At 52.8% G+C, this 13,891-nt stretch carries 11 protein-coding genes; 9 read left to right on the forward strand and 2 right to left on the reverse strand.

Annotated features, from left to right (window positions below):
- Positions 1-17: 17 nt before the first annotated feature.
- Genes OC443_RS10975 through OC443_RS10985 form a run of 3 tightly spaced genes read left to right on the forward strand, consistent with a single transcriptional unit; the run spans position 18 to position 3,661 of the window.
- Positions 18-977 (forward strand): ABC transporter substrate-binding protein, encoded by a 960-nt coding sequence (locus OC443_RS10975; RefSeq protein ID WP_073584632.1) that lies wholly within the window; start codon positions 18-20, stop codon positions 975-977.
- A 2-nt stretch (positions 978-979) separates the two neighbouring features.
- A complete protein-coding gene (locus OC443_RS10980) occupies positions 980-2,659 on the forward strand; it encodes an ABC transporter permease (RefSeq protein WP_073584616.1) in 1,680 nt (559 codons plus the stop codon).
- A gap of 12 nt (positions 2,660-2,671) precedes the next feature.
- Positions 2,672-3,661 (forward strand): ABC transporter ATP-binding protein, encoded by a 990-nt coding sequence (locus OC443_RS10985; protein WP_073584614.1) that lies wholly within the window; start codon positions 2,672-2,674, stop codon positions 3,659-3,661.
- Between the two features lie 75 nt (positions 3,662-3,736).
- Here OC443_RS10985 and OC443_RS10990 read toward each other — a convergent pair whose 3' ends face one another.
- Positions 3,737-5,281, reverse strand: coding sequence for an RICIN domain-containing protein (locus OC443_RS10990; protein ID WP_073584612.1), 1,545 nt, complete (start codon positions 5,279-5,281; stop codon positions 3,737-3,739).
- Between the two features lie 475 nt (positions 5,282-5,756).
- Between OC443_RS10990 and OC443_RS10995 the strand changes: the two genes are divergently transcribed.
- The 4 genes from OC443_RS10995 to OC443_RS11010 are packed head-to-tail and all read left to right on the forward strand — an operon-like array spanning position 5,757 to position 9,672.
- Entirely contained in the window at positions 5,757-6,695 is a 939-nt protein-coding gene (locus OC443_RS10995; RefSeq protein WP_073584610.1) for an ABC transporter substrate-binding protein, read from the forward strand.
- Positions 6,695-7,765 carry a FecCD family ABC transporter permease gene (locus OC443_RS11000; RefSeq protein WP_083601686.1) on the forward strand — a complete coding sequence of 357 codons (1,071 nt, stop codon included), beginning with the start codon at positions 6,695-6,697 and terminating at the stop codon, positions 7,763-7,765. The genes OC443_RS10995 and OC443_RS11000 overlap by 1 nt, the downstream gene beginning before the upstream one ends.
- 18 nt (positions 7,766-7,783) lie before the next feature.
- Complete coding sequence (locus tag OC443_RS11005; protein ID WP_073584608.1) at positions 7,784-8,839, forward strand: FecCD family ABC transporter permease; 1,056 nt, start codon at positions 7,784-7,786, stop codon at positions 8,837-8,839.
- Positions 8,836-9,672, forward strand: coding sequence for an ABC transporter ATP-binding protein (locus OC443_RS11010; protein WP_073584606.1), 837 nt, complete (start codon positions 8,836-8,838; stop codon positions 9,670-9,672). The genes OC443_RS11005 and OC443_RS11010 overlap by 4 nt, the downstream gene beginning before the upstream one ends.
- A 14-nt stretch (positions 9,673-9,686) precedes the next feature.
- Here OC443_RS11010 and OC443_RS11015 read toward each other — a convergent pair whose 3' ends face one another.
- Positions 9,687-10,631 (reverse strand): LysR family transcriptional regulator, encoded by a 945-nt coding sequence (locus tag OC443_RS11015; protein ID WP_073584604.1) that lies wholly within the window; start codon positions 10,629-10,631, stop codon positions 9,687-9,689.
- 120 nt (positions 10,632-10,751) lie between these two features.
- On the opposite strand from OC443_RS11015, the gene OC443_RS11020 reads away from it, so the two are divergent.
- Complete coding sequence (locus OC443_RS11020; RefSeq protein WP_200796953.1) at positions 10,752-11,837, forward strand: MBL fold metallo-hydrolase; 1,086 nt, start codon at positions 10,752-10,754, stop codon at positions 11,835-11,837.
- Positions 11,838-11,934: 97 nt separating this feature from the next.
- The gene (locus tag OC443_RS11025; RefSeq protein ID WP_073584602.1) at positions 11,935-13,854 is read left to right on the forward strand and encodes a TonB-dependent receptor domain-containing protein; all 1,920 of its coding nucleotides are present in this window, start codon (positions 11,935-11,937) and stop codon (positions 13,852-13,854) included.
- Positions 13,855-13,891: the final 37 nt, after the last annotated feature.

Below are 13,891 nucleotides of genomic sequence, written 5' to 3' on the forward strand. Positions count from 1 at the left end.
ACATGACAGAGGACAGAATGAAACTGAAATATTTCTTACCTGTATTAGCCGTGCTGAGTATTTCTCTGACCGTCAGTGCCGAAACGCTCACGGTTTACTCCGCTGGCCCGAAAGGACTCTCCCGCTCGCTGGTGAAAGGTTTTGAAAAAGAGACCGGCACCAAAGTGAATCTGTATCAGGCCACCGGCGGAAAAATCATGTCCCGCTATCAGGCCGAAAAATCCAATCCTCATGTGGATGTAATGATTTCATCATCTCTGGGCCATGCAATCACACTAACCAAAGCCGGTGAACTGCTGCCTTATCAGTCTGCGAATGCAGCTCATGTTCCGGATTCTCTTAAAACAGACACTTATGTGGCTCAGGGAGCTGCGGTGCTGGCAATTGCTTACAACACCCGCAGTCATGTTCCGGCGCCCAAACGCTGGTCTGACTTAGCCCGTCCCGAATATAAAAACCAGCTGACAATGCCGGACCCGGCCAAATCAGGTTCAGCACTGACACTGGTTGAAGGACTGACAGAAAAAATGGGCAATGATGCCTGGCAATTGTTCTCTGATCTGAAAACCAATCAGATATTAATTCCCGGTGCCAATAAAGCGGCCCTGAATCCGGTACTGCAAGGCGCAAAATCTGTTGTCTTCGGTGCTGTGGATTACATTGCGCTCGGACTCAAAGCCAAAGGCGAATCCCTCAATGTGGTTTATCCTGAAGACGGCACCGTGCTGGCCCCCCGTCCGATCATGATTCTCAAATCCACCCGGCATGAAAAACTGGCAAAACGTTTTGTCGATTATATTTTGTCAGACAAAGGACAGAATAAAGTTGCCGGAACCCTGATTCTTCCGGCCCGGACAGACATTCCGGCACAGCGCCCCGGTTTTGCGGATTTAAATCTGATTCAGTTTGATTCCGTTGCGGCGGCAGCTCATGCCAAAACCACCAAAGCCAGATTTGCCGACATCATGGGCCGGTAATCATGTCCATGTATTCATCAGCCAGAGGTGCCCGCCTGCCTCTGGCACTTAACAGTTTTTCCATCCTGTTGCTGACACTGGTTATCGGACTGCCGGTCCTGGCGGTAATCCTGTTTGCCATCTTTCCCCGCTTCAATGAATTGTCATTTACCGGCCCGTTCAGCAATTTTATCCCTCAGTTTCAGGACAGACACCTGCTGTCTGCGGCGGTTAACTCTCTTCGTCTGGCTCTGTCGGTCACGCTGATGTCTGTTCTGTTTTCTGTCATTCTTGGCTGGATGCGCAGCCAGATGACCATGCTCAGCGGCCGGTTCTGGGATGTGCTGTTTCTGGTGCCGTTCCTGATTCCGCCATACATCGGCTCGATGGCATGGATTCAGATGTTCCAGTTCAACGGATTTTTTTATCAATGGTTTGGCATTGATCTGTCCGGATTCCTGTTTTCGTTCAGCGGCGTGGTCTTTGTGATGACGATGCACCTCTTCCCGCTGGTGTACTTCCCGGCGGCTAATGCATTCCGGGTGATCGGTCAGCGATACACTGATGTGGCAAAAATATATGGCGCCGGTCCGCTGCAAACGGCGGTCTCCATTCTGTTACCACTGATCATCCCGACACTGCTGGCCAGTGGACTGATCGTGTTTGTTCTTTCTGTTGAAGAGTTCGGCACTCCGGATATTCTGGGCAGCCGCTTTGGCTTTGAGGTCATGGTGACCGCCATTGAGGAAAAACTCACCGACTGGCCGATAGACCTGCCGGGCGCTTCTGTGCTGTCGCTGATTTTAATTGCCATCGCGACAGGCATTTATCTGTTACAGGTTGCCATCAGCCGGAAATACACCAGTAGTGTTGAAGACCAGACGATGGAAGCCCGTCCAGCCTCGCAGCCGGGGGTTCTGCTGTGCAGTCACCTGTTTTTTGCCGTGATTGCCTTATTTGCTGTGATTTTGCCACTGTTTGCCATTCTGTCATCCTCACTGATGCAGACCGTCTCGGGCGGACTTCACTGGGGCAACCTGGCATTTGATGCCTACCGGGATCTCTTTTCCCCCGACAATGACGCACTGGATGCGATATACACCAGCCTGACCCTGGCCGTCATGACGGCGCTGATTACCGCGCTGGCCGGAATGCTGATCGCCTTCACCCTGATTCGGCTGAAACCAAAAGGAAAAATGCTGCTCGACCTGTTATCACTGCTGCCTAACGCTGTTCCGGCGATGGCACTGTCTGTCGGCCTGATCCTGACCTGGAACCAGAAATTTCTGCCTGTGACGCCTTACAACACAATCCTGATTTTACTGGTTGCTTACGTCTGCCTGATGCTGCCCTACCCAATCCGGATGCTCACCAGCGCCATGAAACAACAACCGGATTCACTGGATGAGTCAGCCGCGATTTACGGCGCCGATCTGATCCGGATTGTCCGGACGGTTCTGTTCCCGCTGATGGTGCCGGTTTCCGTTGCCGCAGGCTGCATTGTGTTTGCCATTTCCACCCGGGAGCTGGTCGCCTCACTGATTCTGGCACCGGCCGGTACAGAAACAGTTGCAACTTACGTCTTCAATCAGTTTGATCAGGGTTCAGTCAGCTCAGGCATGGCAATGAGTCTGGTGGTCATTCTGGTTTCCGGGGTTTTTATTTCCCTTGGTCAGCTGCTTGCCAAAAAATATACGGGATAAAAGAGATACCAAATGAATGCTATCGAAATCAGCCATATCTCAAAATCGTTTGAAAACAAAACCATTCTCAGCGACATCAGTCTGACGATTCGTCCGGGTGAGTTTCTCACCCTGCTCGGACCATCCGGCTGCGGCAAAACGACGTTGTTGCGGATTATTGCCGGGCTGGAAACACCGGATACCGGCCGGATAAACACCCTGTCCGGGCCTTTTGTCGATATCGGACAAAACCTGCACCGTCCGGTGGCCAAACGTGGTTTGGGTTATGTTTTTCAGGATTACGGCCTGTGGCCGCATATGACGGCTGATGAAAATATTGCATTCCCGCTGCGGCTCAAAAAAATGCCGAAGCAGGAAATAGAACACCGGGTGCATGAAGTCACAGAGCTGGTCAAACTCAACGGACACGGGCGAAAGCTGCCTGAAAAACTATCCGGCGGTCAAAAGCAGCGGGTTTCGATTGCCAGAGCACTGGCTGCTTCCCCGGAGATTATTTTACTCGATGAGCCGTTATCCAACCTCGATGCGAACCTGCGGGAAGAACTGGGACTGGAAATCCGCCAGTTAACCAGTGATCGGGGAATTACCTGTGTCAACGTCACTCATGATCGCCGTGAGGCACAGCTGTTGTCTGATCGCATTGCATTGATGAAAGATGGCTGTATTCATCAGCTCTCGGATCCAACCACGCTGTTTCAGCGCCCGCAAAGCCGCTGGGCCTGTGAGTTTCTCAATGCCGGCAATCTGCTTGAAGGCCGCCATCTCAACCGCCGGCAGGGACTCTGGCTGGTTCCCAGAACCGCATTTCATGCCTCTGCCACACCGTTTCACGGCCACCTGGAAATCGAAGTGGAAGACTGTCTCTTTCTGGATGACCGGTTTGAAATCGTCGGCACACTGTCCGGGCAACCGGTCTGCTTTTACAGTGATCAACCCTGCCGCCCGGCACAACGGATTTATGCATCACTGGCAGAAGAAGCACTGGTGGCGGTTTCTGCCTGAGCCACAAAAAAAACCTCCGCCAGTGGCAGAGGTTTACCTGAACAGACGCACTTTCACCCGCCTGATATCCTGCCGCTATTGCGGTCCTGTTCCTGATTTCAGTCTGTCTGGCAGATCAGAAGCCCGGTCAAGATGATAGGAATACATTGAGATGTCACGGAATACGCTGTCACCACTGTCCGCACCTTTGGATGTACTGGTTCCGGAGTAAACATTAGTCGATTTACGGGCATCAATCGCTCCGCCGTTATTCCAGTGCGGGCGTTGGACATCTTTATAATAATTCCCTTCAACCAGCGCTTCCGCACCGCTGTTTACATTGGTTGCGAAATAGGTAATGCCTTTCCAGTAATTATTATACAGGTGTGCACGGGTTCCCTGCTTATCCAGTTTCGGATTACGGCCGCCGCCCTGATCAAAGAAGTTATGGTGGTAAGTGACCTGCGAATCATCCGCAAACATCACATAGCTATGATGATTATCACAGGAAGCCGTGTTATAGCCGTTAAAGTGGTTCCAGCTGAAGGTGACATTTTTCGAACTATTCATATCAACATAGCCATCACTGATCTGGCTAAAGCCCATATGATCAATCCAGAGATGCTTCACATTCTTCACCGAAATACCATCGGAAGCCTCAACAAGTCCCGGGTTAATATCCGTGATGGTGAAATTGCGGAAAATCACATTCGACTGCCCGTCAACATTAAAAGAGCCGCCCCGGACTGTTGATTTTGGCCCCAGTCCGATAATGCTTTTGTTTGAAGCGACATTCAAACGCGTTTCGTTGCGATATTTCGTCACCGTATTATTATTTGACGAACCAAGCTCACGACAGGACTGATTGCCGACAGGAACCCGGTAGGTATATTTACTCTTTCCGGAACATTTCACCTGACAGGCCTGCAGCGGACGGCTGGCGGTGCGGCAATCCAGTGTTTTATCTGGAATCTGAATGATCAGCGGTTCAGATTTCTTCAGTGCCGATTTCAGATCACTACAGCTGTTGACTGTGACCGTCTGACCGCCTTTTCCTCCTGTTGTTCCCCCATCCTGACCCGCAAAACCATCCGCTTTATTGCTGCCCTGATTTCCGTTGCCGGAACCACCGGATGATCCGCCATCAACTGACTCAAAACGGAACAGCTGATTGTCTTTATTAGTCAGTGTCGCCTGACGAATCTTAGCACCCGATTTGGTGCTCTGGTCCCACACATCCATCACCTTACCGCTGTGCTTTGAAATGATGGTGTAATAGCCATTTCCCCGATCATTCAGTTTCCATAGCTGATTGTCATTTCCCCTGAAATCATACTGAATGATATCAGCCCCGGAAGCCGTGCTGTGCGCTCTTACATCCAGTGCTTTCCCGCTGTGGGCCGCCCGGAGTGAATAATAGCCGTCACCTTCATACATCAGATCAAACTGCTGCCATTTGCCGCCGCCATAGCCCCATTGCTGAAGCCTGGCACCGTTATCTTTACTGCCTGCGGTCACATCAAATGCCCGCCCACTATGCTTTGAGTAGATGACATACCGGCCTTCCGGCAAATCTGCTGCCCAGACCTGCCCGACAACAGCCAGCAATAAAATACCGGGAATTATTTTCTTTATAATCATCTCGTACCTCTTTTTATTGATTCACTCACCAACTGAGCAGACATCACGCTCATCCCCCTCACACAAGGACAAGGGCAATCACTCTTGTTATTTATACCCAACAACCTGAAGATGCAGATTGTTGGGTATACCTATAACTCAAAACGATCAAATTTATATTTAAGGTGTTTCACATCAGAATCGCTCTCTCAATTTGACTTTTCTGTATTGAACAAACCTCTCAGAATGACATGATTTGACAATTGACAGATGAGTATCTGAGCCAGGCAGGCTCTGACATCAGAGGAAGCAGCCAAAACCTGTCACCACCGCGCTCCGCCTTCACCCCGACAGATGCTGTTGCATCACCTGCTGGTTTTGTTGCACAAACTGCAACGCAACGTTCGGCAAAAAGAAATTTGAAAAACAAATAGGAAGCATTATCATTTGCAATAATTTTGATTCAATCTCGTATTGACCCGGAGACTATCTGGCTATGCTTTCTTTACGCTCGACTATCACCACCGGCATGATTGCCCTGTGCTTTTCTTTCCCATCGCTGGCTTTGGCGGATGTGACACTGAAAACTAAATTTGGCCCGGTCAACGTCCCGGATCATCCTCAGCAAATTGTCACCCTGTACGAAGGTGCGCTGGATACCCTGACCGCGATTGATGTCAAAGTCGCCGGCAGTATTACAACCCGTGGCGGCGACGGCGTGGCTGACTATATTGCTGCCAGAGCGGGCAATGTTGCCATCGTTGCGACCGGGCGTGAAACCAACATAGAAGCTGTCCTTGCCCGCAGACCGGATGTGATCATGGCACCTTATTATCTGCCTGAAGCGCAATATAAAATTCTGTCAAAAATTGCCCCGACTATCGTTCCGGACTTTGACCGGACCCAGCCTGATTTGTGGGAAAAAGAAGCCCGGTTTTATGCCTCAGCTGTGGGTAAAACCACGCAGATTGAACAGGTGCTGAGTCAGATTCATCAGCAGGAAATACAGCTCAGAACCGTGATTGAAGCGGCCATCCCGGCTGATCAGCGCGACACAGTAATCGCCCGGTGGATGCCTCAGGGGCCAATTATCATGGCAGATTACCTGTTTGCCGGCAGCCTGCTCAAAGCAGTGGGTTTAAACCCGACAGATGCCGGATTGTTGAAAAACGGCCGCCCTCATTCCAGTCCGCTCAGTCTTGAAAACCTGTCTGCAATTGATGCCGATCACCTGTTTCTGGTGACCTTGAACAAAGATGGCAAAGACGCGCTGGAAGCCGCAAAGTCTTCTGCGGCATTCTCACGTTTAAATGTAGTCAAAAACAATCAGGTGACGCTGGCTGACGGTCAGGTCTGGAGCAGTGCCACCGGCCCGGTGGCTGCGCAGGTCATCCTTGGTGATATCAAAGCCGCTGTTGCCGGTGAAGCGGACTGATGCCTGAATGTCCCGTCAATCACGTCGTCAGTGAGCAGCAAAGTTGCAGACAAAGCCTGTGGCAACAGGCACCGGCACAACGGCCGGTCAGCATCTGTTTTTTACTGGCCGCACTGGTCTGCGGCCTGTTTGTCTGTCTGTCACTGCTGATTGGTGCCGGTGACGTCACGATGCAACACGCCTGGCAGGCAATGCTCGGCCACGGTAGTGACGAAGCTCAGTTTGTTTTGATGCAGCTGCGGCTGCCCAGAACACTGACGGGCATCTATGTGGGGATCGCACTGGGAATTTCCGGCGCACTGATGCAGGCGCTGGCAAGAAACCCGCTGGCAGAACCCGGCCTGCTCGGTGTCAGTGCCGGTGCCTCTTTTGCAATCGCAATCGCACTGATCTGCGGAGCCAGCGTTGCAACACTCACCGCCGGTGTCGCTCAGTTGGGTGCGCTGGCCGGGTGCTTTTTTGTCATGGCAGCCGCCCGCATGCAGGGGCAATTTAAAGATCCGGTGCGTTTGGTGCTTGCCGGGGCCGCGCTCTCAGGTCTGCTGACCGCGCTGACATCCATTCTACTGCTGTTTGATCAGCGTGCCGCTGATGAAATCCGCTTCTGGGTGACCGGCAGCATTGCAGGACGCTCTTCAGAGAATCTGATGCTGGTGCTTCCTTATGGCCTGATTGCACTGGCAATCACGGTTTATGTTTCACGGCCACTGGCTGCCATGGCTTTGGGAGAAAAAGTCGCACAGGGTCTCGGCCACCGGCCGAAAGTCATCCGTTTCTGGATTGTGCTCGCTGTTGCTTTGCTGGTTGGCTCGGCCACCGCGGTGGCAGGCCCGCTGGTGTTTATCGGGCTGGTGGTGCCTTTTCTGGCCCGGGCAATTGTCGGAGCGGATATCCGGCGGACATTACTGCTTTGCCTGCCCACAGGACCAGCCCTGCTGTTGTGTGCCGACATTTTTACCCGACTGATCGCCCGTCCGGCAGAAATGCCGCTCGGTGTCCTGACAGCCATTGTCGGTGCGCCGGTATTGCTGCTTATCGTCCGGGCCAAACGTTTACCCACCTTGTCTTAATCAGAAGCGAATTTCATCATGGCATCTTCCCCGACAGCGACTGAACCCACCCTCTTACGTATTGGTACACGCGATGTTAATGTCGTCACCGAACGGGCTGCGGTCAGCCGGAATCTGCTGCTGTGCCTGCTGCTGGCAGCCTGTTGTATTTTATCGCTTTCCACCGGCACCATGTATGTTTCCCCCGCGGTTGTCGTGGAAACCCTGATGGGCGGAGGGGATGCGATGACCCGGCTGCTGATTTTTGACCTGCGCCTGCACCGGATTCTTGCCGGGCTATACACTGGCGCCGCCTTCTCTCTTGCCGGGTGTTTAATGCAGAGTGTGGCAAGAAACCGCCTGGCGACACCGGGAATCATTGGCCTGGATAATGCAGCAATGGCTTTTGCCGTTGCCTCCGTCACGGGTGTGGGATTCGGTCTGGCACCGTCAACGATGGCGCTGACCGGTGCAGCAACCGCCACTGCACTGGCATTTGCTGTCGGCGGAGGCAGCGGCACCCATGGTTACCGGTTTATTGTCGCCGGAATGGCGATTGGTGCCGTCTCAGGTGCCGTGTCACAGCTTCTGCTGTCTCAGGTTCATATTGATACAGCCAATGCGGCCTACCCCTGGACCGTCGGCAGCCTGTCCGGCAGACCGGCGGAACAGGTGCCACTGACCGGCATCATCACAGCCGCAGGCCTGCTGTTGAGTATCGTGCTGACCCGCTATTTCCGGCTGATGACCTTTTCGGATGCCGTCATCACCACGCTGGGCCATACGCCAGGCCGGATACGGCTGATGGCGGTGCTCATTGCGGTCACACTGACCGGATTTGCCGTAGCGCTTGCCGGTCCTGTTGGCATGGTTGCACTGGCCGGGCCGGAAATAGCCCGTTCACTGGCCAGACACAAAGGTCTGCCGGTTGTCTCTGCCGCACTTTGCGGCGCAATTCTGATGGTCCTGGCCGATCTGGCCGGAAGAACCCTGCTTTCCCCGATTGAACTTCCCGTCGGTATCGTGACGGCAGTCACCGGCGGCCCTTACCTGATTTGGATCCTGATTCGTCAACCTCAGCGGAGCACTTTATGAATATGCTGCACTCCTCAGAACTTTCCACCCGGCATCTGCAACTGACTCACGGCACCCGTGCGATCGTGCATGACCTGAGCGTCAGTTTTCCGCAGGGAAAAGTCACCGCGATTGTCGGCCCGAACGGTTGTGGAAAATCGACCCTGCTGAACGGACTGGCCAGAGTACATCCTCCGGCAAGTGGGTCTGTGTATATCGACGGAAAAGATATTTATTCGATCCCCTCCGGTAAAGTGGCACTGAAGCTGGCCCTGTTGCCGCAGGAAACACTGGCACCGGATGGCATTACCGTACGGGAACTGGTTCGTTTTGGCCGCCATCCGCATCAGGGATTACTGCGGCAGTGGCACAGTGATGACAATACAGTCATCAGCCAGGCGCTTGCAGCAGCAAATCTGCAGGACTTATCCGATCGCCTGCTCGATACTCTGTCCGGCGGACAACGTCAGCGCGCCTGGATCGCTATGTGTATCGCCCAGGAAACGCCGTTACTGTTACTTGATGAACCGACCTCCGCACTGGACTTAGGACATCAGATTGAGGTGTTTGAGCTAATCCGTACACTGGCGGCACAGGGAAAAAGTATCGTGATGGTGGTACATGATATTGCTATGGCGGCCCGCTATGCCGACCATTTAATTGCGATGAAAGACGGGCGGATTATCGCCACGGGTAGTCCGGAGCAGGTCATTACCGGCCCGCTGCTGAAATCCCTTTACGGGATTGACTGTGAACTGCTCACCGATCCGGGCACCGGCACCCCGGTGCTGGTGAATATCCAGCGCAATCATTCCGCAGCCGGGCACGGGCTGTCTGATCAACCTGCAGCTTAATCTGTCGCTTCTGTTTAGTCTGTCGCTTCTGCAATGGTAAGCGGCTCCCTGCCGGGTTTTGCAAGCACAATCGCAGCAGAAGCCTGACGCATGTGCTGTAAAAATGCCTGAATCCGTCTTGGCAGCTGGCCGTAAGGATAAATCAGATACAACGGCAGACGCGGCAATGTCCAGCGCGGCAACACCCGGATTAAATCTCCGGGATGATGACGCTCTCTGCGGTGCACCATATAATCCGGCAGAATACCGATGCCATGCCCGGAAACAATCGCTTCCATCTGCATGCCGATCTGATCCGATAAAATCCGCGAACCGGGTAATTTGACGATTTGCGAGCCCTTCTGCGGATGAGACAGCTTGAGTTCGCCATCCGTGTGATACAGGCGGTGCAGATTCACCCACGGCTGATGTTCCAGGGCGGCAACATTGTCCGGTATCCCCAGCCGCCGCTGAAACCGCTCTGAAGCATACAGGCCACAGGACAGATAACCGGCCAGTTCCGCTTTCATCCCAAAATCGCTGACGGCTCCCAGCCAGATCATCACATCCGACTGACAATTTTGATCAAGCACCGATGCCGTATGCAGCTGAAAACTCACCTCCGGATGCTGCTCTGCAAAAGTCAGCATTTCTCCGGGAAACCATGAGCGGGCAAAGCTGGAATAAACGGTGACATCAATTTCACCACTGACCGAATCCTGCAAATGTTCCAGCACCTTGCGGCTCTGTCTGGCGGTTTCCAACAGCTTACGGGCAAAGGGATAAAAGGCTTTTCCGGCATCATTGGCCTGCATCTTATTTGAATGGCGTAACAGCAAAGGCTGCCCGAGCACACTCTCCAGATGAGACACCCGGCGGCTCAGTGTTGATTTCGACACACTCAGCCGTCTGGCGCTTTCCGTCAGGTTTTCTGTCTCCATCACCATGACAAAGCTTTGAATATCATTTAAATCATACATGCTTGTTTTTACTCACTCCGCACAGGTATTGCAGAAACTGCAACGGCATGTTGCAGGTAATTCACCGGAAAATGATGATAATAATAAACGTTATCATTTGCAATTATTTAGGCTGTGAATATGTTGAACCCTCGCTTTATGTCTGCACGCCACAAAACGGCGCTGCTGTTAACCTCACTGCTGGCCCTGACTGCCTGTGCTCCGGCAACCAGCTCATCACCGGCTTCAGCACCATTTTCAAAGCCATCTTCATCACCGGCAGCACTGGTGAAACAGGGGCTGGAAGCCGGAAAAAAATATCCGGGACTGGGTAATATCTGTGATCTGAAAAAGCCGCTGATCTTTGCCGGCCGGCACAAAAACAAGAAAAAACGTACCCTGACGGCCGCAGAGCGTCAGCGCCGCTCGGCGGCATCAGTCGCAGAACCGACACAGGTGTTTGACAACCTGTATTTTGTCGGCAACAAACGGGTTGCCAGCTGGGCGGTGAAAACCTCTGAAGGGTTGATTCTGATTGATGCGATGAACAATAACAGACAGGCCGAAAACATCATTGTCGCCGGGCTGAAAAAACTGGGGCTTGATCCCGCAGACGTCAAATATCTGATCGTGACGCATGCACATGGTGATCACTACGGCGGGCAGGACTATCTGGTGAAACACTTTCACACCCGCGTGGTGATGAGTGAAAGAGACTGGCTGATGCTGGAAAGGGCTGAAGAACTGATTGCCAACCCTCGCTGGGGGAAAGCACCTGCCCGCGATATTGCAGTCAGTGATGGCGATGTCCTGACACTGGGTGACACTCGTATCGGCCTGTATGTCACCCCCGGACACACCATGGGCACCCTCTCCCTGTTGATTCCGCTGAAAGACGGTAGCGACACTCACATGGCGGCATTATGGGGTGGCACCGGGCTGAACTTTGGCCCGGATGAAACCCGCATCCGCCTGTATGCGGATTCTGCCCGGCGCTTTCGTGACATCGCCAAAGAAAATTCTGTCGATGTATTTCTGTCAAATCATCCGCGACGAGACAACGCCCTGGAACGGATTGCCCGGCTGAAAACCCGTCAGGCCGGTGAACCCCATCCGTTTACCGACCCCGGCGCGCTGAAGGCATTTGACCTGCTGCATGACTGTAGTCTGGCGCAGGCTGAACAGCTTCATCTGCGACAAACCGCCGCAAAGAAAGCAACAAACTGATTTCCCGCCATCCCGGAGCCGGATGTTCCGGGATGCCGGTTATTTCACAAACGATTGATTTAAAACCTATCTGTTCCAAACGGGAGATGATTCAACTATGAACAAACCAAACGGGTTCCTGCTGTCTGCATCCGCTGCATTGATTACACACCCGGCCTTTGCTGAGGACCAAACGTTTGATACCGTTGTTGTCACCGCATCCGGTTATCAACAGGAAAGCATTGATGCTCCGGCCTCTGTCAGCGTTATTTCACGGGAAGACATTGAAAAAAGTGCTTTTCGCAATATCGGCGAGATCCTTCAGTCGGTTCCCGGCCTGACACTGACCGGCAGTGCAACCGGCAAGAATATCAGCGTCCGCGGCATGCCTTCAGATTACACCCTGATTCTGGTCGATGGCCGCCCGCAGGCTTCCCGTGAATCTCAACCCAGCGGGAGTGCCGGATTTGATCAGGAATGGCTGCCACCACTGGCAAATATTGAACGGATTGAAGTGATCCGTGGCCCGATGTCAACCCTGTATGGCTCCGAGGCCATGGGTGGCGTTATTAATATCATTACCCGCAAACATGGCGCTGCATGGCGGGCAAACCTGCGTCTGGAAGCCATCGTACCGCAGGCGGGTGAATCCGGACCAGGAACCAAAAGCACGCTGACTTTTTCCGGCCCGGTGATTGAAAACCGGCTGAGTCTGCAGTTGAGCGCCAGTTATTACCACCATCAGGAAGATGAGATTTCCCGCGGCTCACCGGAGAAAGACATTGACAGCTATCTCGGAAGAATCAGCTATACACCAACGGAGAATCATCAGTTTGATCTGGATTTCAGCCAGGTGACTCAGGTCCGGGAAACCACTCTGGGGCAATCCGCTGCCGGCAGTGCCAGAAGTAATACCAGAACCAACAACAATAAACAATCTATCGCGCTGACGCATCAGGGCCACTATGATTCAGTGAATGAAACCACGTATCTGCAATACGAAAAAACCACCAACAAAGGCCGGGATATCCGGATCAAAAATACGGTTCTCAACACCAGTTGGGTCATCCCGACAGATGCGCACATCACAACGGTTGGTGGCAATCTGACCACGGCCAGACTGACGGACAACACGACCAATGCCCTGTCTGATCTGAATCATATCTCAGATAACCGTTATGCACTGTTCGCTGAAGATGAGTGGTTCCTGAGCGATACGTTGTCTCTGGTCACCGGCCTGCGGGGTGACAAAAGTGATCAGTTTGATGAACATTTCAGCCCGCGGATCTATGGTATCTGGTCTGCGGCAGAAAACTGGACTCTGAAAGGTGGTGTGTCAACAGGTTACCGGGCACCTGAGCTGCGACAGATGACGCCGGAATGGGCTCAGGAAAGTGGCGGCGGACGCAACACTTATTATGTCTACGGTAATGCTGATTTAACGCCGGAAACCTCAGTAACCTCTGAAATCAGTGCGATTTATCATCCGGATAATCTGCAGGTGACGGTGACGGCATTTGACAACCAGTTCAAGGATAAAATTACCCGCGCCAGTTGTCCTGAAACCCTTTGTTCAGAAGCTGACTCTTACTATTACGTCAATATCGATAAAGCGCAGACGCGTGGTGCTGAAGTGTCGGCACGCTACACATTCAGTGACGCATTATCAGCTTCCCTGAGTTACAGCTATACGCGCTCAGAACAGAAATCCGGTGAAAACAGCGGCCAGCCACTGAGTCAGATTCCGCTACATCTGGCAGTACTTTCGACCCGCTGGTCGGTCAGTGATAACACACAGCTGTGGACCCGCTATGCTTATCATGGAAAGGAAAGTGAAGCGACCGGGCTGTCTTCCAACCGGGAAACTCAGGCACCATCCTATCAGCTGTTCGACATTGGTGTTGGTCATCACTTCGGAGAGGCCGTAAGTGTCAGCGTCGGTGTGAATAATTTGTTTAACCAGACCTTCACTTTTTCTGAATACGGATTTGTTGATTCCGGACGGGAGTTTTGGGCGGCACTTGATCTGACATTCTGAGACCTGCCAGCTATCAGCCACATAAAAAAACCCCCGC

Source organism: Vibrio quintilis (assembly GCF_024529975.1).
In the GTDB taxonomy this organism is placed as follows: Bacteria; Pseudomonadota; Gammaproteobacteria; order Enterobacterales; family Vibrionaceae; genus Vibrio; species Vibrio quintilis.